Annotated in this window: 25 protein-coding genes; 13 read left to right on the plus strand and 12 right to left on the minus strand. The window is 41.3% G+C overall.

Annotation, left to right across the window (positions count from 1 at the left end; translation table 11 throughout):
• The first annotated feature begins 608 nt into the window (after window positions 1–608).
• On the plus strand, window positions 609–995 hold the full coding sequence (locus tag VE944_RS03860) for a hypothetical protein (RefSeq protein WP_324972541.1): 387 nt from the start codon (window positions 609–611) through the stop codon (window positions 993–995).
• 47 nt (window positions 996–1042) lie between these two features.
• On the opposite strand, the gene VE944_RS03865 is transcribed toward VE944_RS03860, so the two are convergent.
• Both VE944_RS03865 and VE944_RS03870 read right to left on the minus strand, forming a co-directional pair.
• Window positions 1043–2314, minus strand: a complete 1272-nt coding sequence (locus VE944_RS03865; protein WP_324972544.1) for a glycosyltransferase family protein — start codon at window positions 2312–2314, stop codon at window positions 1043–1045.
• A 111-nt stretch (window positions 2315–2425) separates the two neighbouring features.
• Window positions 2426–2590: a DUF2283 domain-containing protein gene (locus VE944_RS03870; RefSeq protein ID WP_324972547.1), complete on the minus strand. Its 165-nt coding sequence runs from the start codon at window positions 2588–2590 to the stop codon at window positions 2426–2428.
• Window positions 2591–3538: 948 nt separating this feature from the next.
• Here VE944_RS03870 and VE944_RS03875 point away from each other — a divergent pair.
• Together VE944_RS03875 and VE944_RS03880 are read left to right on the plus strand one after the other, a co-directional pair.
• Window positions 3539–7525, plus strand: coding sequence for a magnesium chelatase subunit H (locus tag VE944_RS03875; RefSeq protein WP_324972550.1), 3987 nt, complete (start codon window positions 3539–3541; stop codon window positions 7523–7525).
• Window positions 7526–7578: 53 nt separating this feature from the next.
• Window positions 7579–8154, plus strand: a complete 576-nt coding sequence (locus tag VE944_RS03880) for a Uma2 family endonuclease (protein WP_324972553.1) — start codon at window positions 7579–7581, stop codon at window positions 8152–8154.
• 125 nt (window positions 8155–8279) lie between these two features.
• Here VE944_RS03880 and VE944_RS03885 read toward each other — a convergent pair whose 3' ends face one another.
• Entirely contained in the window at window positions 8280–8417 is a 138-nt protein-coding gene (locus tag VE944_RS03885) for a hypothetical protein (protein WP_324972555.1), read from the minus strand.
• A gap of 36 nt (window positions 8418–8453) precedes the next feature.
• Here VE944_RS03885 and VE944_RS03890 point away from each other — a divergent pair, with 36 nt between their 5' ends.
• Window positions 8454–8672 (plus strand): hypothetical protein, encoded by a 219-nt coding sequence (locus VE944_RS03890; RefSeq protein WP_324972557.1) that lies wholly within the window; start codon window positions 8454–8456, stop codon window positions 8670–8672.
• A 186-nt stretch (window positions 8673–8858) separates the two neighbouring features.
• Here the strand turns inward: VE944_RS03890 and VE944_RS03895 are convergent, their stop codons facing one another.
• Both VE944_RS03895 and VE944_RS03900 read right to left on the minus strand, forming a co-directional pair.
• Window positions 8859–9278, minus strand: a complete 420-nt coding sequence (locus VE944_RS03895) for a type II toxin-antitoxin system VapC family toxin (RefSeq protein ID WP_324972560.1) — start codon at window positions 9276–9278, stop codon at window positions 8859–8861.
• Window positions 9269–9532, minus strand: coding sequence for a hypothetical protein (locus VE944_RS03900; protein ID WP_324972562.1), 264 nt, complete (start codon window positions 9530–9532; stop codon window positions 9269–9271). Before VE944_RS03900 ends, VE944_RS03895 begins: the two co-directional genes overlap by 10 nt.
• Before the next feature lie 73 nt (window positions 9533–9605).
• On the opposite strand from VE944_RS03900, the gene VE944_RS03905 reads away from it, so the two are divergent.
• Entirely contained in the window at window positions 9606–9863 is a 258-nt protein-coding gene (locus VE944_RS03905; protein ID WP_324972565.1) for a hypothetical protein, read from the plus strand.
• 69 nt (window positions 9864–9932) lie between these two features.
• On the opposite strand, the gene VE944_RS03910 is transcribed toward VE944_RS03905, so the two are convergent.
• Both VE944_RS03910 and VE944_RS03915 read right to left on the minus strand, forming a co-directional pair.
• Window positions 9933–10556 carry a TenA family protein gene (locus tag VE944_RS03910; protein ID WP_324972567.1) on the minus strand — a complete coding sequence of 208 codons (624 nt, stop codon included), beginning with the start codon at window positions 10554–10556 and terminating at the stop codon, window positions 9933–9935.
• Window positions 10557–10616: 60 nt separating this feature from the next.
• Window positions 10617–11384, minus strand: coding sequence for a pentapeptide repeat-containing protein (locus tag VE944_RS03915; RefSeq protein ID WP_324972571.1), 768 nt, complete (start codon window positions 11382–11384; stop codon window positions 10617–10619).
• Window positions 11385–11579: 195 nt separating this feature from the next.
• On the opposite strand from VE944_RS03915, the gene VE944_RS03920 reads away from it, so the two are divergent.
• Together VE944_RS03920 and VE944_RS03925 are read left to right on the plus strand one after the other, a co-directional pair.
• Window positions 11580–11846 (plus strand): type II toxin-antitoxin system HicA family toxin, encoded by a 267-nt coding sequence (locus VE944_RS03920; RefSeq protein WP_324972574.1) that lies wholly within the window; start codon window positions 11580–11582, stop codon window positions 11844–11846.
• Window positions 11830–12042, plus strand: a complete 213-nt coding sequence (locus VE944_RS03925; protein ID WP_324972576.1) for a type II toxin-antitoxin system HicB family antitoxin — start codon at window positions 11830–11832, stop codon at window positions 12040–12042. The genes VE944_RS03920 and VE944_RS03925 overlap by 17 nt, the downstream gene beginning before the upstream one ends.
• A 216-nt stretch (window positions 12043–12258) precedes the next feature.
• Here VE944_RS03925 and VE944_RS03930 read toward each other — a convergent pair whose 3' ends face one another.
• The gene (locus VE944_RS03930; RefSeq protein WP_414690096.1) at window positions 12259–13320 is read right to left on the minus strand and encodes an L-histidine N(alpha)-methyltransferase; all 1062 of its coding nucleotides are present in this window, start codon (window positions 13318–13320) and stop codon (window positions 12259–12261) included.
• On the opposite strand from VE944_RS03930, the gene VE944_RS03935 reads away from it, so the two are divergent.
• The 5 genes from VE944_RS03935 to VE944_RS03955 all read left to right on the plus strand — a co-directional run bounded on the left by VE944_RS03935 (window position 13303) and on the right by VE944_RS03955 (window position 18077).
• Window positions 13303–13524, plus strand: a complete 222-nt coding sequence (locus VE944_RS03935; RefSeq protein ID WP_324972581.1) for a hypothetical protein — start codon at window positions 13303–13305, stop codon at window positions 13522–13524. The genes VE944_RS03930 and VE944_RS03935 overlap by 18 nt on opposite strands.
• Window positions 13525–13530: 6 nt before the next feature.
• Window positions 13531–15327: an ABC transporter ATP-binding protein gene (locus VE944_RS03940; protein ID WP_324972584.1), complete on the plus strand. Its 1797-nt coding sequence runs from the start codon at window positions 13531–13533 to the stop codon at window positions 15325–15327.
• Window positions 15328–15411: 84 nt separating this feature from the next.
• On the plus strand, window positions 15412–17211 hold the full coding sequence (locus tag VE944_RS03945; protein ID WP_324972587.1) for an ABC transporter ATP-binding protein: 1800 nt from the start codon (window positions 15412–15414) through the stop codon (window positions 17209–17211).
• 42 nt (window positions 17212–17253) lie between these two features.
• Window positions 17254–17508: a TIGR03643 family protein gene (locus VE944_RS03950; protein WP_229552009.1), complete on the plus strand. Its 255-nt coding sequence runs from the start codon at window positions 17254–17256 to the stop codon at window positions 17506–17508.
• 35 nt (window positions 17509–17543) lie between these two features.
• Window positions 17544–18077 carry a dihydrofolate reductase family protein gene (locus tag VE944_RS03955; RefSeq protein ID WP_324972591.1) on the plus strand — a complete coding sequence of 178 codons (534 nt, stop codon included), beginning with the start codon at window positions 17544–17546 and terminating at the stop codon, window positions 18075–18077.
• 144 nt (window positions 18078–18221) lie between these two features.
• Here VE944_RS03955 and trxA read toward each other — a convergent pair whose 3' ends face one another.
• Window positions 18222–18584 carry a thioredoxin gene (gene trxA / locus VE944_RS03960; protein ID WP_324972594.1) on the minus strand — a complete coding sequence of 121 codons (363 nt, stop codon included), beginning with the start codon at window positions 18582–18584 and terminating at the stop codon, window positions 18222–18224.
• Between the two features lie 195 nt (window positions 18585–18779).
• Window positions 18780–19091, minus strand: a complete 312-nt coding sequence (locus VE944_RS03965) for a hypothetical protein (RefSeq protein WP_229552085.1) — start codon at window positions 19089–19091, stop codon at window positions 18780–18782.
• Window positions 19092–19632: 541 nt separating this feature from the next.
• On the opposite strand from VE944_RS03965, the gene VE944_RS03970 reads away from it, so the two are divergent.
• Window positions 19633–19842 (plus strand): hypothetical protein, encoded by a 210-nt coding sequence (locus VE944_RS03970; RefSeq protein ID WP_324972597.1) that lies wholly within the window; start codon window positions 19633–19635, stop codon window positions 19840–19842.
• Between the two features lie 112 nt (window positions 19843–19954).
• Here VE944_RS03970 and VE944_RS03975 read toward each other — a convergent pair whose 3' ends face one another.
• On the minus strand, window positions 19955–20278 hold the full coding sequence (locus VE944_RS03975; RefSeq protein WP_324972599.1) for a hypothetical protein: 324 nt from the start codon (window positions 20276–20278) through the stop codon (window positions 19955–19957).
• Between the two features lie 219 nt (window positions 20279–20497).
• Window positions 20498–20635, minus strand: coding sequence for a hypothetical protein (locus VE944_RS03980; protein ID WP_324972602.1), 138 nt, complete (start codon window positions 20633–20635; stop codon window positions 20498–20500).
• Window positions 20636–20759 lie beyond the last annotated feature (124 nt).

Raw genomic sequence — 20759 nt, forward strand, 5'->3', positions numbered from 1 at the left:
TTCAATTTCCACACTAGAATACTCCTGCTTTTTTTGTAACACAATCCATCTTTGGCAAATTTTCCCTTTAATTAATTCTTGAAAACCTTGGTTTTGGAAAGTGAGGTACACCCGTAGGGGTACGGCAGTGCCCATACGTGTCAACAAAAGCCTAGAAATAGCTTAACTGTTGGCTTGGCTGACTCACCCGCCTCGAACTAAAGTTCAAGGCTAATACTTAAAGTCTACTTAAGTAGACTAAAGATTTTATTTAGTCATCTTAAGATGACTTTCGCTATTAGCAAGGAACTGAAGTTCCTTGCGCGACATAGCTTTTACCTTAAGCTGACACCAATGGGGGCTGCCTTTCCCCTACACCTGGCGATGTAATCTTACAGCACTTACGGCAGCTATGAGGTACATCCTCAAATCTGAAAGCTTTGATAGGAGAGGGCAAGGAGAAAAACTGTATTGCATAATAGCCGGAAGCGCTGTAATTTGGTAATCAAGAGCAAGATATCTGCCAAGTAGTTGAAATCTGGTTAGCCTTTATGCTTAAAATTGCACAAGAGGTTTATTTAGCATCTACTAAAAGCTAAAGTCAACCCTTTGCAGGACTCCCATAAGCAATGCTGACTGAAATTTTGCCTTTCCGCTTTGAGTTAGACACGATCGCGATCGCCGGAGCGAGTTTGTGGTCATTGGCACTATATCTAGGTTTTTCCCAAGTTAATGAATGGGTAATCGAGCAACTCAATCGCTGGTTTAACTTTGCCGAGCGATCGCTTTATACCAGCCAGTCAGAATTTGAAAAGACTCGTAAAGCCAGAGAATCCCAAAACTCTTTCTACGCTTCATTATTTAGCATTGTGCCTTTTTTGCTAGTTGGTGCTTTATGTAACTGGGTTTTGGAAATTAGTTTAGGTGAAAGTTGGGGAATTAGTACAGGTATATTAGCTTGTATGGGCGCTGGCATTTATGAACTTGGGCGTAGGGATGGAGAATCTTCCGATTAGGTAGAGAAAAAAGTGAAGGAATAATTTTGAATTGTTTCGCACTCCTTTTACTTCCCAATTTCCTCACCAACAATCTGTGCTATCTTTTGGGCTGCACCGCTTTCGCCACGAATTTTACGGAGTTTAGCGCGGATATCGTCCAATTTTTCTGGATGGGCTAATAAGTCTATAACCATTTCTCCAATTTCTTGCGGTTGAAGTTTACCCATAAGTTCTGGCACTATCTCTTCTTGTGCCCAGATATTTGGCCATGCTAATAAACCTTTGCGTCTCACAAATCTCAGGAATAACCAATTAATCACATTTGCAAAGGATGTACCTACCCCTGGCATATTTGCCAACAACCCAGGTAAACCATCCCAAGCACGCATAGCATCAAGTTGCTGGGTTGGCAGTAAAACAATCATTGGCACTCCCAAAGCACCAAGTTCGGCAGTGTTTGCCCCCACTGTAGTTAAGCAGATGCAGCATTGGGATAATAAATGATATGCAGGGTTTTCTTGCCACAGTTCCACAGTTAAGCCTGTTGTTGTTTTGAGAAATGGCTTGGCTGTAGAATCCTTTGGGACAACTAAAGAAGCGCCGCCAAAGCCAAATGTTTCAGCTATGGAGTTCTTTTGGGGATCGGCAAAACTAGCTAAAGTTTGTAAATCCAAAGTTGGGGCTAGAGGAATCACAAATTTAGTTTGAGGTCTTTTTGCATGAACGTATTCAGCAATGCCTAAACCTAATGGTACTCCTTGGGCTAATTTTGCGGCTTTTGAACCAGGGAGTAAACCAATGATTGGAGAGTGGGGAATAGGGAGTAGGGAGTAGGCAGTCCTGACTTGTTCTTGTGTTTCTACCATCAAATCACCGACAACGGTGAATTTGTGAGCATATTTCTGGGGTACACCCGCAGCAACTTCAGGTTTCATCACGCCAAAGCGATCAATCCAGTTATGCCAACGGGCTGACCATTCAGCGTAAACTACTGTGCGATATCCGAGTTTTTTGCCTATGACTACGGGGAAAATTTGATCGCCACCGAGGAAAACAACTACACCGTGACTTCTCCAGTCCCAATTCTCAAAGGTTTTACCCCAAAGCAAAAATTGCCAAAAATGCTCTGCTGGCTGTACTCTATCTACTTCTGGGTAAGAAAGTGCGATCGCAGCTTCTTTTCCACTAGCATTTGAGCAAGGTGATAATACCACAGAAATCCTTACTACAGAAGGGTCATTCCCTAATTCTTGCCGCAACGCCTTCACTACTGGACGCACCCAAGTTGTTACTTCACCTGGGCCATTTGAAAGGATGAGAATATCTACTTGAGTCATTAGTTAATCGTACATTCAACAAGTTCGTGATCGCTCAAAGGGCAAGAAAAGCTGTAATCTAATACAATACATATCAATTATGTAGAAATCGAATACTCTAGGGAACGTGGATTATCGATTTTTTTTGGAAGCATCTAATATTTCTAGCCCGATAATATTTCCGTCTTCATCGTAATCTAAAATTACCCCTGGCTTTTCTTCGTCACTATCTTCTATAGGTACATCACTCAATATAATTCTTAATATATCTACTTTTGGATCATAGGTAATTTTCATATTTCTCTCCAGTATTTTTCAATCTTACTAGTTTTATATACGGTTATTACAACTGCTGGGTCAATATCATCTACTACGATAACGCGCAGCAAGAATATTTTCCCACTACCAAAGTCAATTTTTGACTGGTAGACTTTTCTGCCTTACTTTTCTGAGACTACTTGCCCAGGAGCATTAAGAACAGATTCAACTAAAGCTTGAGGTATATTTCTTCGCTCCATCTCTATCTGTGCATGACGAAAAATTTTATAGTTCATTTTCACCCTGTTTGCTTATCTAGCATGGTCTGACTAAGGCAGAAAATTAATACTAATTGCTTTTATAATTATCTAAATTTTAAATTATTTAATTTATCTTTAAAAGAATCTAAATATTGAGAAGTTGGAATTTTCGTACTAATCAAAAATACTATCTGATTATTTTAAATATTTATATTAGTTATATTAACAACTGCTTTATCAGGCGATAAATCTAAGCCTGAAACTTTTATCAACTGATTCTTATACCCCGCATCATCGAGCTATTCAGAAATATTTCGCCAATTTTCTAACTTTTCATCAGACTTTAATTTTTTTATGTAATCTTACCATTATCCCTGATGGCAGATAAGGAACTAAAAAATATTTAGTCAGCATAATAATTTAGTCAGCATAGGCAAGTTTTATTTTTTAAATGGCTTAAAATCGCTAAATAGCTATTTAACTATTAAAAATAAGTATTGCGAAAAATTTACAAATATGTGAGTGGATACTTTTAAACATAGTCAACAATTACAAAGAAATATTTCGTTTTTTATATCGATTTGTGTCAGATACACGATAAAATGCCCACTGGGCAAGCGTTTTCTGATAAAAAACACATATTGCCTAAAAATCACAAAGTTACCTGTGGCTGATAATGCCGCTAGGAACTTACAGAGAGAACACGCATCAAAGGAGCCGAAGAAGCATGTTCACACACGTCAAGTCCACCATTAGACACATTGCGCCTGATAACTTACGCGGACGTAGTTTAATCAAGGTGGTCTATGTCGTGCTTGAGTCCCAGTACCAGAGTGCTTTGTCGCAAGCGGTTCGCACGATTAACGCGAACAATCCCAACTTGGCGATTGAAATCAGTGGGTACTTGATAGAGGAACTCCGCGACCCAGAGAACTATGAGGAGTTCAAACGAGAAATTGAGAGTGCGAATATCTTCATCGCTTCCCTCATTTTCATCGAAGACTTAGCACAGAAAGTAGTAGCAGCAGTAGAACCACACCGCGATCATCTGGACGTTTCCGTTGTCTTTCCCTCAATGCCAGAGGTAATGCGCCTGAGTAAAATGGGTAGCTTTTCCTTGGCACAGTTGGGTCAGTCAAAAAGTGCGATCGCGCAATTCATGCGGAAACGCAAAGAAAAATCCGGTGCGGGATTCCAAGATGGGATGCTGAAGCTTTTGCGAACCCTGCCGCAAGTGCTGAAGTTTTTACCAATGGAAAAGGCACAGGATGCCCGAAATTTCATGCTCAGTTTTCAGTATTGGCTAGGTGGTTCTCCAGAAAATCTGGAAAACTTCTTGCTGATGCTAGCTGATAAATACGTATTTAAAGGTTTAGAAAAACAAGATTTTGCACCTTCTACATACGAACAGCCGGTTGTTTATCCCGATTTAGGGATTTGGCATCCTTTGGCTCCCAGTATGTTTGAAGATGTGAGAGAGTACCTTAATTGGTACACAGCTCGTAAGGATATTTCTAGCGATCTCAAAGATCCTTTAGCTCCCTGTGTCGGGTTAGTATTGCAACGTACTCACCTAGTTACAGGCGATGATGCCCATTATGTAGCAATGGTGCAAGAGTTAGAAGCACTAGGCGCACGGGTACTACCTGTGTTTGCTGGTGGTTTGGATTTCTCCAAGCCTGTTGAAGCTTACTTCTATGAACCAAATACCAACACACAGTTGGTAGATGCAGTAATATCGCTGACTGGTTTTGCTTTAGTTGGTGGCCCAGCCAGACAAGATCATCCCAAGGCAATTGAGGCGCTCAAACGCTTAAATCGTCCTTACATGGTGGCGTTACCCTTAGTATTCCAAACCACAGAAGAGTGGATGGATAGCGATTTAGGGTTACATCCTATTCAAGTAGCTTTGCAAATTGCGATTCCTGAATTGGATGGCGCAATTGAGCCAATTATATTATCTGGTAGAGATGGGACTACAGGGAAAGCGATCGCACTGCGCGATCGGGTTGAAGCGGTAGCCGAACGCGCCTTAAAATGGGCTAACCTCCGCCGCAAACCGAAGCTGGAGAAAAAAGTCGCCATCACCGTTTTCAGTTTCCCGCCAGATAAAGGCAACGTAGGAACCGCCGCTTACTTGGATGTTTTCGGCTCCATCTACGAGGTGATGAGAGCAATGAAAAATAACGGCTACGACTTACCAGAATTGCCAGAATCCGCAGAAGCGTTGATGCAAGAAGTCATCCATGACGCCCAAGCGCAGTACAACAGCCCAGAACTTAACATTGCTTACAAAATGTCGGTTCCTGAGTATGAGGCACTTACCCCCTACTCTCAACGCCTAGAGGAAAACTGGGGCCCACCTCCCGGACATCTCAACAGCGATGGGCAAAACCTGCTGATATATGGTAAGCAATTTGGTAACGTCTTCATCGGTGTGCAACCCACATTTGGCTACGAAGGCGATCCGATGCGGCTGTTGTTCTCTCGTTCAGCTAGTCCTCACCACGGTTTTGCTGCTTACTACACTTACCTAGAGCAAGTTTGGAAAGCTGATGCTGTACTGCACTTTGGTACACATGGTTCCTTGGAATTCATGCCAGGTAAACAGATGGGGATGTCTGGTGATTGTTATCCAGATAACTTGATTGGCTCAATTCCCAACTTGTATTACTACGCAGCGAATAATCCGAGTGAGGCGACAATTGCCAAACGTCGGAGTTATGCCGAAACCATTTCTTACTTGACACCGCCGGCAGAAAATGCTGGTTTGTACAAAGGTTTGAAGGAACTCAGCGAGTTAATTGCTTCCTACCAAACCTTAAAAGATAGTGGACGCGGTGTTTCCATTGTCAACAGCATCATGGATAAATGCCGGATCGTGAATCTGGATAAGGATATCAACCTGCCAGAAACCGATGCCAGAGACATGAGTACCGATGAGCGGGATAATATTGTTGGCAACGTCTACCGCAAGTTGATGGAAATCGAATCACGGTTGTTGCCTTGTGGTTTGCACGTTATTGGGAAACCACCAAGTGCAGAAGAAGCGATCGCAACTCTCGTCAACATCGCCAGCTTAGATCGTCAAGAAGAAGGACTTCAAGGCTTGCCGGGAATTATCGCCAACAGCATTGGGCGTAATATTGACGATATTTACCAAAATAACGACCGAGGCATTTTAGAAGATGTCCAGTTATTGCAAGATATCACCTTGGCAACCCGCGCAGCAGTTACCGCCCTTGTCCAAGAGCAAATCGATGCTGAAGGACGAGTTTCTCTAGTTTCCCGGTTGAATTTCTTCAACATGGGTAAAAAGGAGCCTTGGGTAGAATCATTGCATAAATCAGGTTATCCCAAAGTTGACACCGCAGCCTTAAAACCCCTACTTGAGTATTTGGAATTCTGCCTGCAACAAGTTTGTGCCGATAACGAACTGGGAGCATTACTCAGAGGCTTGGAAGGTGAGTACATCCTACCTGGCCCTGGTGGCGATCCCATCCGCAACCCAGATGTATTGCCCACAGGTAAGAATATCCATGCTTTAGATCCACAATCCATCCCAACAACAGCAGCAGTACAATCAGCCAAAATTGTCGTAGACAGGCTTTTGCTCCGCAACAAGGCTGAAAATGATGGGAAATGGCCAGAAACCATCGCCTGCGTCCTTTGGGGAACTGATAACATCAAAACTTATGGCGAATCCCTAGCGCAAATTATGTGGATGGTGGGCGTGCGTCCAGTTCCAGATGCCTTGGGACGAGTGAACAAGTTGGAATTGATATCTCTAGAAGAGTTGGGAAGACCCAGAATTGACGTGGTAATCAACTGTTCTGGTGTATTCCGCGACTTGTTCATCAACCAAATGAACCTGCTAGACCAAGGGGTGAAGATGGCAGCTGAGGCAGATGAACCCTTAGAAATGAACTTTGTTCGCAAACACGCTTTGCAGCAAGCTGAAGAAATGGGGATTAATCTGCGTCAAGCAGCGACGCGCGTTTTTTCCAACGCTTCTGGTTCCTACTCGTCAAATATCAACTTGGCGGTAGAAAACAGCACTTGGGATAGCGAAGCTGAGTTGCAGGAAATGTATCTCAACCGGAAATCCTTTTCCTTCAATTCCGATAACCCCGGAATCATGGACGAATCCCGGCAGATTTTTGAAAGTACTTTGAAAACTGCTGATGCAACTTTCCAAAATTTGGATTCTTCCGAGATTAGCTTAACGGACGTTTCCCACTACTTCGATTCAGATCCCACTAAGCTTGTGGCAAGTCTGCGGGGTGATGGTAAAAAACCAGCATCTTATATTGCAGATACAACCACAGCTAACGCCCAAGTGCGGACATTATCAGAAACCGTGCGTTTGGATGCGCGTACCAAATTGTTAAATCCCAAATGGTACGAGGGGATGTTATCTCACGGTTACGAAGGTGTGCGCGAACTCTCCAAGCGGTTGGTGAATACAACAGGTTGGAGTGCGACAGCTGGCGCTGTGGATAACTGGATTTATGAGGATACTAACGAAACCTTCATCAAAGATGAAGAAATGCAGAAACGGTTGTTGAACCTTAATCCCCATTCTTTCCGCAAGATTGTATCAACTTTGTTGGAGATGAATGGACGCGGTTATTGGGAGACTAGCGAGGATAATTTAGATCGTCTACGCGAGTTGTACCAAGAGGTTGAAGACCGGATTGAAGGGATAGACTAGGATTAATGGGCAGGCATAAAGCCTGCCTTAACTTTTCAATCCGAGATATGACTATGAATGCTTTAACGGTCAACCTTCAATCAGTATTGGAACTGACAGATGAGCAGTTTTTTAATCTATGTCAGGCAAACCGTGATTTGAGGTTTGAACGCACGGCTATGGGAGAATTAATTATTATGCCACCAACCGGGGGAGAAACCGGAAATCGTAATGGTAGACTAAATCAACAATTATTTAATTGGTCAGATACTGATAGTACTGGCATCGCTTTTGATTCTTCTACTTGTTTTAAATTACCTAATGGTGCAGATCGTTCACCTGATGCTTCTTGGATAAAGTTAGAACGATGGGATGCTTTAACTGAAGAAGAAAAACAAAAGTTTCCTCCCATTTCTCCTGATTTTGTAATTGAGTTACTTTCGCCAAGTGATAGTTTGAAAGTTGCTCAGGAAAAGATGAGGGAATACATAGATAATGGTGTGCATTTGGGTTGGTTAATTAATCGGAAATCGCGGCAAGTGGAGATTTATCGGCAAGGTCAAGAGGTTGAGGTGTTGGAATCGCCTGTTACGGTATCAGGAGAAGATGTTTTAGAGGGGTTTATTTTAAACCTTGAGGCGATTTGGTAACTGAATAACAAAACAAGAGTCATGGCAAATTTAGACCCAGTAGCACCTTAAGATTATCATTAACTCCTGTGTTAAGAAGTGAATGGACGCGATTATTGGGGACTAGTAAGGAGAATTTAGTTCGCCTACGCGAGTTGTAACAAGAAGTATGATCGCATTGTTTTTGAAGTTTTCTGAAAGGCGATCGCACATCCTTCCACAACAGGTAATCGCTTAATTTTTGATGTTTTCTGCAAAGCGTAGGCGTAGCCCGTCGTAGACATCGCTCTTCATAAGCTCTCGAAGCATAAAATTAAAGCATGACTATTCATAAAACAGATATGCTAAAAACGCTTTGGGCTACTGTTCGGGAAGGAAAAATCGAATTGCTGGAGTCAGAGGAATTACCGGAAGGGACAAGAGTGTTAGTGACGCTGCTTCCTGATGATGAAACTGAATTTTGGCTTCAAACCAGTCAAACATCACTCTCATCAATTTGGGATAACACTGAGGATGATGTCTATGCCGAACTACTCTAAAAGTGACATCATTTTGGTTAAGTATCCCTTTTCAAATAGCCCATCGTATACATTGCACTCACTCTTGCACAACAGGCGATGTCTAACGACAAGCCGCTACGCGTCTACACTTAATTTTTGAGGTTTTTTGTAAGGCGTAGGCGTAGCCCGTCGTAGACATCGCTCTTTTGTTAACTATTATTTTCTTTAAGGCAAAATCTCAAAGCTATCGCAGTGCTGAGGCCGATATAATCTAAAATCTCGCTGATCTAAAGTAAATATTTTTTTAATCCCATAGCGTTCAGCTATAGCCATAACACTTGCATCTACAAAATCAATCCGACTATCTGCATACTCATCTAAGATTTCCGCTACACGAATTACATCTTGCTCTGTTAAAGCTACTAAACTAAATCGACTCGCAGATAGTCCTTGCAAAAAAGCTACTACTGTCGCTATACCTGCATTACGTCCTACCAAATAAGCTAATTCTGCCAACACTGTTTGTGGTAACAGAATTTGTTTTTGTTGTGTATATACTCTTGCAACAATACTGTGCATTGCATCCGAACGGTTCAACAATGCTACAACAAAACCCGTATCAGCTACTGCTAAGGTTATTTCCACGTCCAACCAGATTTTTCAGTAATCTCTTGTTGGAGAATATCTTCTGAGTTTGTAGCCAAATCATGTGTTCCTGCAAATAAGCCAATTAATGGGTCAGACGCAGCATTATCAACTGTTTCTAGCAATTGGGTTTCGAGATATAGCCTAACAGCTTCACTGACTATTGATTCGGGAGATTGTCCTCGTTGACTAGCCAGATTTATGACTTTTTCAAGTAAAGTCTGTTCCAGTTTCCAGTTAAATGTAGAGTCCACCAGATAACTTCTCTCTCTTTAGTAATAAAAGATATTCTAACAAATATAAGTTTCATCCTCACTATATACGCTTTTGTCTAATCTTGAGGAATCTCGTAAGACGATAACTCAGATGGAGCAAACACTCTCAGAACTGTCTGAAAGGATGCTTACTGGAGTTGCGACTGTCTACGGCAGAAACAGCATGGAGTATTCAAAGGCAGGCGGCTCTAGCCGCAAGCGGAGTACTAGTCAAAAATCTATTTCACAAGTTCCTTCAGTTGTTGCGGTTCCCACTACTCAACCCATCCAAACTACAACTAACGGCAAAGGCATCTTGAGCAATGTTTAAGTTTATTTTACCAAATGGGGCAGCTATTATTCGTTAAATTCATAGGGTAGCATAGCTAGTTGTGCTACCTTACTCCAAAATCCACGCAGCCTGAAAAAAGTCGCGTTCGCAAAACATCGCATAACGATAGGTTGAATGCACAACAGAATTGCTAACGGCATAATTATCAACCAAATTTTCTAATTGTTGTGTTAGTGGTTGAAAATCTGCACTGCTATAAGTACGAATCCAGTCTGCATATTGATGATTAGGAATGCCATTAGCAGCTAACTTTTCTCCCAAAAAGGCATACAAACGCATACAGGGAGACATCGCCGCAGCAGTTAAACCCACATCTCCACGCCAAGCAGTTGCTAACAAAAAGTCAGTATAGTGGCGAGTAGCGGCTCCTGGTTCCACAGAATGCAAATTTACTCCCCACTGGGAAGCATAGCCACTATGCAGTTGCAGTTCTTCTAAAACTCCACTAGCTAAGTTATGAAATGTGGTGAAACCTAACCAGTCTGGTGCTTTAGCTGCGGCGATACTGTACGCACGGGCAAAAGCTTCTAAGAAAAAAGCATCTTGCCCTACGTAGTAAGCAAATTTCGCTTGCTCAAGAGTACCATCGCCAATGCCTTGAACGAAAGGATGCTCTAGGCAAGTTTGGGCTAAGTCTTGATTTGCTGCCCATAATTCCTGAGATAAAGTCATTTGTTATTTGTTATTTGTCATTTGTCATTTGTTATTATCCCTCTGTTGTTTCAATCACTCTTAAAAAGGCAAGAACTGGAGCAAGACTGAGCCTAGACTTCCTAAAAAATCAACAAAACTGGGTTTACCAGCACTCACTTTTTCATTGGCAGGTGTTTGCAGTTCTTTTATAAAAGCTTGAGCTGTTAGTGTTCCAGTGCTGTTGCTTTGGGATGTAAACAATTTTTCAGCAATTTGGGCATCTTGAAATGCACCTTGTCTATCTAGTATTTGGTAACGGGCGACACCACGAGCTAAATAAGCACCCGCATATTCTGGTTTAATAGCGATCGCTTGATTAAAATAACTGATTGCTTGCTGTTGGTTACCTTTTTGCCCTTCTGCTACACCCCAAGCATAAAATTCTTCTGGTGAAGCAATTTGTAATGGTATCCCAACTGCACCTTGGAAGTTAGCACCATTCAAGTAAGCACCAGTCAGTTCTGCATTTGCTAAATAAGTATTTCTCAAATCAGCACCCGCTAAATTTGCTCCACTAAATTTAGCTTCGCTCAGGTTAACACCAAATAAACTCGCACCACTCAAGTTTGCACCCCGCAAATCTGCGCCACTCAAGTTTGCCCGGCTGAGGTTAGCACCTGTAAGATTGGCACCGCTCAAATTGGCTCCAGATAAGTCAGCCATCACTAAACCTGCATTACTCAAATTGCAGTTTTGACATTGCTTGGTTGCCAATAACTGTTTAACGTGTTCAGAATTTGCTGCTTGTACGGTTGTTGCCATAATCGTGGTTAAAAAGGCAGCTATGGCTAGAATTTGGTTCTTCATGTTCGTGTAATATTTCTTACTCAATATTTTAAGTTAACTGAGACGGATTTATACCTCAGCATTATGATATGAGCAATCTGAACAGTTTGCCCTCTGTAGTTCCCTATATCACTTATAAATTTGAGTAAACACTTACATATACCCTGATTTTCAATAAATATGAGACTATAGAAGCATTAAGACAGCCATAAAAACGTGAGTCAGCAAGACAAACTCTTAGAAAAGATCCTCTCTGGGACTTCTGATACAGACATCCCTTTTGCCCAACTGTGGCAACTTTTATATCAACTAGGCTTTGAAGAGCGGATTCGTGGCGATCATCGTATTTTTATCAAACCCGATGTTGAGGAAATATTGAATCTGCAACATAAGAGAGGAAAAGCCAAAAGCTATCAAATTAAACAAGTTCGTGCAGTAATTATCAAGTATAAGTTAGGAAGTAAAAATGATGTTTCGCTATGAAGTTATTATCTACTGGAGTGAATTAGATCAAGCCTTTATTGGTGAAGTACCAGAATTACCAGGCTGTGCTGCTGACGGTGATACTTATCAAGAAGCCCTACATAATGTAGAATTAGTTATGCAGGAATGGATAGAAACGGCTAAGGATTTAGGGCGTCCAGTGCCTCAAGTTAGACCACGTTTGATGCACATTTAATAGGATTTACGAATTTACAATAATGCCAAATATCGATAAGTTTAAAAACTACATCTTTCATGAGGGCACAGTAGAGTGTATTTACGATGGCAGGATAATTAACAAAAGCCTAGAACGATCTATTTTCCTTAATTCACATCACAATGCATTTGTACAGGCGTAAGTTGGGTTGAGGAATGAAACTCAACATAATCAGAGCAAGTCTAATTGAAAACTTTAGCTAGTGGCAAGCTTACAAATCACCATGATATGTGATTTGTATTTGTCAATAGTATAGTGAAGAAGTTGCAATCCAGAACGTTCTAGTTCTTGCAAAAGTTTAGGTATTTCATACTTATGATGTCGCCAAATAGTAATTTCTTCACCTTCAGATATTTCAATCTTCTTATCTATCCCCATCCAATTGAAATTTAGAGTGTAATTATGGTGGAGTTTCATATTAGCAACTATACTATCTGTTTTTAAATCATACTTTCTCACCAATTCACAATCTTCAGATTTAATTCCAATCTTGCTTTTAACCCATCCATATATTTCTTCTACATGATACTTGCAGCCACCTCTGACGTTTCCATCCCATTTAGAGGTAGTACCAGTTTCATTAGTAAATACAAGAAAATCATTTTTCCCCATGCTATCTCTAAAGTTTTTTAGTACCTCATCTCTATTTTGATGATTACCAATGGTAACGCCTAAGTGGAAAAATATTTTTGCTGTGTCGTCAATTTCAAGGGTAGCTTGATTTTGGAATAAATTTTTGGGTACACAACTATTTTCTATGTCAATTGTGGAACTGATGAACTCGACTAGAGGAAACCATTTTGTAAAATTATTTTTGGATACATCAAGCAATTCCTCGCTTATATCTAAAGCTATATATTTATTAACTTTTCCTTGTTGATTAAGTCTTTTAATAAAATTCTTAACTGGATATGAATTTCCTGCACCAACATCTACAATATTGACTTTTTTGCCACCTTGAATATTGTCATTCAAGTATTGAAAATTTTCCTTTAAAAGCTCAATTTCTACATTTGAGGTTCGATACCATGTTGGGATAACATATTTTCGATAAAAATCTTCCCAGATTTTTGCGCCTCTACCTTTATAGGAATACTTTAGAGGTATTTCTCGTCTGACTTCTAATGCATGAATTATGCCTAAAACTTCTTCCTCAGAAAAAATAGAGTAGAACTCAGAACTTGGCTTTGCTGTGCGAGTGATAGCAGTTGACATGTCCGATGGAAGTTGGAAATTGCTATGAAAATTTTGAGCCATTATCTTGTTCTTTGGTTTTCTGAGGTATTTTATTTTAATGGATTAGCTGCAATGCTTGCCAAAGAGGTATTTTCCCATGCCGTTGTCCCAAAATTTGAACCAAATTTTGGACTTACAAGCACAAATAGATCCCACATTATCTACTGGTGGATTGGTTTTTTACCATCAAAAATAGGAGATAATTTTCCAAAGATACAGGGGTGAATACCAGTGGTTCAGCAACCAGAACTCCAGGAAACTTCGTCGATACAGTCAATGCAGCGCGTGCTTAAGAGTTTAAGCACTTACCGATGGACTTCGCTAGGAGCATTGGTGAGCCTGTTGCTGTTGACGATCGCAAACGCAGTTACTCCACAACTATTTCGGTGGGGAATTGATCAGGGGATCACGCAAAAAAACCTCCAAATTGTGCTACATAGCGCCGCCTGGCTGGTACTCGCCGCGATCGCTCGTGGTGTATTTAACTTTGGACAAAGCTATTTAGCAGAAGCAACGTCTCAAGGTGTAGCTTATGACCTGCGAAACAGAATTTTCAGCAAAATTCAAAATCTCAGTTTCAGTTATCATGACCAGGCGCAGACTTCCCAACTCTTAACCCGTGTCACCAGCGACATAGAGCAGATCCGTACCTTTGTTGGTACTAGTTTAATTCAGGTCATCAGTTCAATTGTGACATTGGTGAGTATATCAGTGGTTTTGCTGCTGATGAACTGGCAACTAGCACTGATTACGCTAACGGCAGTGCCCCTAAATGCATGGTTAATGATACAATTTATCACTCGGAATAACAAAATTTTTCGGCAAGTACAAGAGCAACTAAGCGACCTGAATGCTGTATTGCAAGAGAACTTGTTTGGAATCCGGGTGGTAAAAGCGTTTGTGCGGGAATCAACCGAAAGGTCGCGTTACACGAGCATGAATGATGGTCTAGTTAGGGCAAACATGAAGACCATTAGCGCCATCCACAATATCTTCCCGTTTATCTTTTTGGTGAGTAACTTGGTAACATTGGCAGTTTTCGCCTATGGGGGAGCGCAAGTGATTGGGCGTAGGTTCTCCATTGGCGAACTGGTGGCGTTTAACTCCTACCTAGCGTTGATTCTCCAACCAATTTTGTTGATTGGATTTGCTGCACCCGCGATCGCTCAATCAGCTGCTTCCGCCGAACGCGTCTACGAAGTTGTAGATGCGGAAGTAGAAATTCGCGATCGCCCCGGTGCTGTCCCATTTGAAACCTGTGTTGGTAGAATCACCTTTGAAAATGTTTGCTTTCGCTATCCAGGAGCGACAACTGAAACTCTCAAAGGAGTTTCCTTTGAAACAAAGCCCAAAGAGCTAATCGCCGTTTTAGGGATGACTGGTTCCGGGAAAAGCACAATTATGAACTTGCTTCCCCGCTTTTACGATGTCACAAAGGGAGCAGTTCGCATTGACGGACGAGATGTAAAAGATTTCACCCTCAAAAGCCTCAGATCGCATATCGGTATTGTATTTCAGGAAACTACCCTCTTCTCTGGCACAATTCGCGAAAATATTGCCTATGCAAAACCTGATGCAACTCTAGAGGAAGTGATTGAGGTTGCCAAAAGTGCCCAAATGCACGATTTTATCAGTAGTTTACCTGATGGCTACGAGACAATTGTGGGTGAACGGGGCGTGGGCTTGTCTGGTGGGCAAAAACAACGAATTGCGATCGCTCGTACCTTACTAACCGATTACAGCATTCTGATTTTGGACGATAGCACCTCTGCTGTAGATGCTAAAACTGCTGCCCAGATTCAAGCCGAACTAGATAGCTTAATGCGCCAGAAAGCTTGTACAACTTTTGTAGTAGCTCAACGCATCAGCACCGTCAAAAATGCCGATCGCATTTTTCTCATGGATAAAGGAAGATTAGTAGCACAAGGCACTCACGAGGAATTGATGCAAACCAGCCCCCTCTACGGTGTGATTTTGGAATCTCAAGTAAAGGCGAAAGAAAAAATGATCCCAAACCATAATAAATAGTCTTGCATAAAATTCTTATTACAGCCTGGTAATCAAGGCAAAGACTTTTAATCCAAAATCCAAAATCTAAAATCCAAAATTCTTATGAGAGGCACAGTTCCCGTTGTTGCATCTGAGCAAGCGAGTCAGCAACTTTCCACTCTGGGACGCTTTTTGCAATACCTGCTACTTTATCGCAAAGAAATTCCCATCGCCCTGACATTAGTATTTATTGGTGCCGTAACCCAGGCAATTGGGCCATTTTTCATCGGTTGGTCGATTGATCACCTAATTGCACAAGGAAATTTGCAAGGACTGCTGCTGTTATTAGGACTACTAGCCCTAAACTACGCACTTGGCGTATTCGCAATCCGAGGTCAAATTATTCGAGTCGGCTGGATTATGCAGCGATTGCTGGCTCAACTGAGGCAAGATATTTTCACTAAAATCCAAAGTCTGCCACTTAGCTTTTTTGATCGCAGCGAAGCAGGCGATTTAATGAGCCGTCTGCTGAATGATGTTAATACTGTAAATCAGGCATTTGGACTGACGATCGCCCAAATGCTAGGCAACACTTTCAGTTTGGTAGGTATCATCATTGCAATGCTCGCAATCAACTTACAACTCGGTTTGTTGAGCAACCTGGTTGTGCCACTGATGATTTTTACCACAAGCTTATTTGCCCGTTGGGCAAGAGCCAGATTTCGCGTTACCCGACAAACTATTGGGGAACTTTCCGCCAAGTTAGAAGAAGATATTGGCAGCGTCCGAGAAGCACAAGCATTTAATCGTGTACAGATGAATATTCAAGAGTTTGACGTTCTTAACGCTGCCAATAGAGATGCTAACGTCGACGCTGTAGCAATTACTTCAGCCTTTTTGCCCTCCATTGATTTTCTCAACACCCTAGCAACCGCAGCTGTGCTGGCTTATGGCGGCTATCTCGCAGTCACCGGAGCTGCAACAGTGGGTGTGGTGACAGCCTTTTTACTTTACGTTCAGCAGTTCTTCCGCCCGATCCAAATTCTCAGCCAGTTTTACACCCAAGCTCAATCTGCCTTCGCCGGATTAGAGCGAATCTTTCTATTACTAGATGAACCGTCACAACTCAATGACGCACCCGATGCCACAGAAATGCCACCTATTCAGGGTGAAGTGACATTTGATAATGTCAAGTTTGGCTACAACCCAGATCAACTGGTTCTCAAAGGGGTGAATTTGCACGCTTATCCAGGGCAGATGATTGCATTAGTAGGGCCGACCGGTTCGGGAAAAAGTACAATTATTAACTTGATTTTGCGCTTCTACGATGTATCTAGTGGTGCAGTGAAAATTGATGATATTGATGTACGTAGCGTTACTCAAGCAAGTCTGCGGCGACAAATTGGCATCGTTCTGCAAGACAATATTTTGTTTACCGGCACCGTCGCTGAAAACATTGCTTTTGGCGCTCCTTACTCCACTCAAGCTGATATCGAAGCTGCTGCACAACTAGCAAATGTGCATGAGTTCATTACCTCACTACCACAGGGTTATACAACTCAATTGGGTGAACGAGGCGCACCCCTAAGTCAAGGACAGCGACAACTGATCAGTATTGCTCGTGCGGTGTTGATTAATCCCCGAATACTGATTCTTGATGAAGCAACCAGCAGCATTGACACGCGTACAGAAGCGCTAGTACAGAGTGCGATCGCTCGCTTGCTGCAAGGTCGTACCAGCTTCGTAATTGCCCACCGCCTCAGTACAGTTACCCAGGCAGATCGGGTATTAGTAATTCAGCAGGGAGAAATTGTAGAGCAGGGTACTCACGCCGAACTGATCAATCAGCAAGGTGTCTATGCTAACTTGTATGCCCTGCAATTGGGTGCAGCAGACACAACGGTTCTTCAAAACAAAAAGTAAAATATATTATATAGCTCTAATTTATCAATTGCCAGCAAAGAAATGAAGCTACCTGACCTTGATTCACAGACCATCGATCGCATTATTGAAATGGCATGGGAAGATAGAACCTCTTTTGATGCCATTGAGGCTCAGTTTGGGCTGTTGGAGAAAGAGGTAATTGCCCTAATGAGGCGCGAAATGAAAGAATCTAGTTTCCGGATGTGGCGAGAGCGAGTCACCAAACGCAGTACAAAACATTTATCTAAGCGAGAATTTATTGCAGGTCGGTTTAAATCGCACAATCAAAAAACGTAAGTAATTGGGTGAAAACTACCAAATTCAGAAGCACAATGACGAAAGTTACACTCTACATTGCAGCTAGTTTGGATGGCTATATCGCTCGCAGTGATGGCGGAATTGATTGGCTATCATTCCTTGATACAGAAGGTGAAGACTATGGTTACACTGATTTCTACGAATCAATTGATGCGATCGTGTTAGGTAGCAAGACCTATGAAGTAGGGCTTGGTTTTGATGAATGGCCTTATCCAGAAAAAAAATCTTTCGTTTTCACCCAGCGCCCTCTCCAATCTGACCGTGAGGACGTTACATTTGTTTCTGATCCAGTAGAGCCAGCCTTAGCAAATATAAAGGCTCAAGGTTATCAAAACCTCTGGTTAGTTGGTGGTGGAGCATTAATCAATTCGTTTCTTCAACACAGCTTAATTGATGAATATATTATTTCAACTATTCCAATCATCTTAGGTGAAGGTATACGCCTTTTCCCACCGCCTAGCCCTGAAGAAAAATTAGAGCTGATTAACTCAAAACAATATTCTACTGGCTTAGTCCAAGCACATTATAGGCGAAAAGAAAAGGTTTAAAAATTTATAATTGATAATCATGCTTCAAGTGGTGAGAAGTCCGAGGGTCGGCTTACAAGGCTAGGAACTTCGCGGAATTTAAACACCACCTGAAACCTCACTGCCTTTATTAGGCATCGGGTATAAACCCTTATTAATTATGGATTACGAATCAGTGGTTGAAACAACCTCAAGAAGTTTCTGAACAGCTCCGCTAAACTGCTCGTAAGGCGAAACTCCTACGATAGTTTCTGCTAAATCACCATCTTTAAAGATTAAAACTGCTGGAATACTGCGAAGACCGAATCTTTTGAAAATTGGCTTGTTGCTGTCAACATCTACCTTAACGACTTTGGCGCGACCTTTGTATTCCTCAGCAAGTTGCTCCATTAACGGACTAACTAGGCGACAGGGGCCACACCAAGTAGCAGTAAAATCAACAACAACAACTTTCTCTTCACTTCCAGTTAAAACAGCATCAAATTCACTTTCTTGAACGTAAGCAACTATGTGAGTATCTGTAGACATTTTTTAATCCTTTAGTGTCAAACTAAAATTTCAGCAAAAAGCTAACTATACAAACTATACTCCCTTCTGCCTGTCAGATTCACCAGTCACCTACATTCGTGAACCCCAGCGATCGTGGATTTAATAATTTACAACCTTCTTACATAGGGTGCGTTAATACACCCTACCAACCGACCTAATCCAAAAGGGGTACCGTCAAGAGTCATTTTCTGAAGAGAATAGTTCTAACAACCCAATTGTTCCTACAAAAAAAGTATAAGTAGCATATTTTATGGGCATCTTTTTTCTTGAAGGTGCATAAAAAGCTGCTATGATACTTTCGATAAAATGACTAGTCATAGCAAAACGCTCAATCCAAAAAATTGGATTAAGGCTGGTTGGTAAATTAGTATTAGTTATTGCTGCATAAATATTCCATGATTCCAATCCAATTGCGCTTGTTATAAGCATTGTAGATATAATTTTTACAAAGGTAAAAATCCTTCTTTTTATAAGTTTTAAGTTCATATAATTCACAAAAAGTTGTTTAAAATATCCAGCAATACTCGGTGAAGTAACACACAAGTTAATGTGTAAGTACTTACGCAAAAAAACTCTCTCAAACTATTCACCGTGTCGCGCCAGTTGCTTGTCCCTACAGCCCTTCGGGCATCCTACGGCAGGCGCTAGCCTCTCCCTTTGGGAAAAGGGGAGACGCTGCGCGTAGCTTGCTTCCCCGCAGGGGTACAAGTCGGGGAACCCGCGCAATGCACTGGCTTCTCTGTGCCTCTGTGGTAGCCTGCGGCAAGCTGCTTTAGTCTAGGTTTTTTCGGTACTCATGTGTAGTCTTGTATGTGTTGTCTACAACTCCTTTTAAGTCAACCAATCTTATATCATGATTTCCATTTTTGTAAAAGCCTCTAAAAATACAAGTATGGTGTGTGTGGGGGACTCTGACTCCCAACTGATAACTGTTAAATCAGTAGATATTTAAAAAATGGTAAAAATGTGGAATAATACATAGTGGTAAATTTAATTACGTTCCGTAAATTGATAAAAATATAAAACTATGATTACTCAAAATTACAATTCAATTCATGTTGAAAATAACTTGCTTAAACAAATCAAAGTTAAAGAAAATCAGCTAAAAATTGCACAAGAATCTAATATGCTCCATGTAGCAGAAGCATTACAAGATGAATTATTAAAGTTACAAGGTCAATTGTCAGAATCGCAAGACGTTGAAGTTCAAACGTTGATGGGTCTGCTAGACGATTAATATTGTAAATTTGTGTTGCAAATATTAAAGCACAAAAGCTCTGTAAACAGGAACCAGGGCATACTGATTTGGATGCATAGGGTTCTAAGGTTTCATAAACTCACGATGATTCTTACCTAGTTAAGATATTAGGGTTTTGCTGAGTATGTGGTGTTTTAATCTGCGGTAGTGAATTAATCTTAAGAACAGGTTTAATTGGGCGCAGTTGCCTTAGCTTAAGAATTTGAATTTCTCTCTCAATCGAATTTTTTCCTTGCCTAAAAAATTCTTGAGAGTTATATGGTACTAAGTCGCGGGAGAAATGTTGAGCTTGTGCTGGAGTCAAACGAGGAAGGGGTTGTTCAGCATTGGCAGAAGTCTGTATAGCCAGAAAAAAAGCTGTTGAAAGCACCAAGGGTTTTATTTTTATACATCCAGTGAATATCAGGTTTAACATGATTGATACATCTGTTGCGTGAATGCTGTATCAAACCATCTTGTGTTGGTCTGATTATATAGCAATCCGATTTGATTTCTGAATCACTCGTAAAGGTAAGGGACTGGGGATTGGGAAGAAGGAATAAAGGTGTACTGAGTTTTGTTCAAAAATCAAATATGAGTCCTATAAGTAAAGTATACTTATTTGCTTACTAATTACCTCCCACAAATGGGTGAATTAATCAGCTAAAACTTTATCGAACAGAATTCTGACTCCTAAATTCTTGCTAGAAATTACCTTATGTGTTCCTACGCAAATCAAAGGTAGTAATGATGGTAACCGCTCAATAATCCGGGGTAAATCGCTCAGTGACAAGGCTCAAATAGCGTAAACTCGTTCCTGAACTGGTAGTTGCCCCGATTTATTGAGCGGATAGTAATGATGGATGAGCAGAACAATCAAAATCATCGTTCACAAAGTCGTTACTGACCGTCCCGCA

It is taken from the genome of Nostoc sp. (assembly GCF_035638895.1).
In the GTDB taxonomy this organism is placed as follows: Bacteria; Cyanobacteriota; Cyanobacteriia; order Cyanobacteriales; family Nostocaceae; genus Nostoc.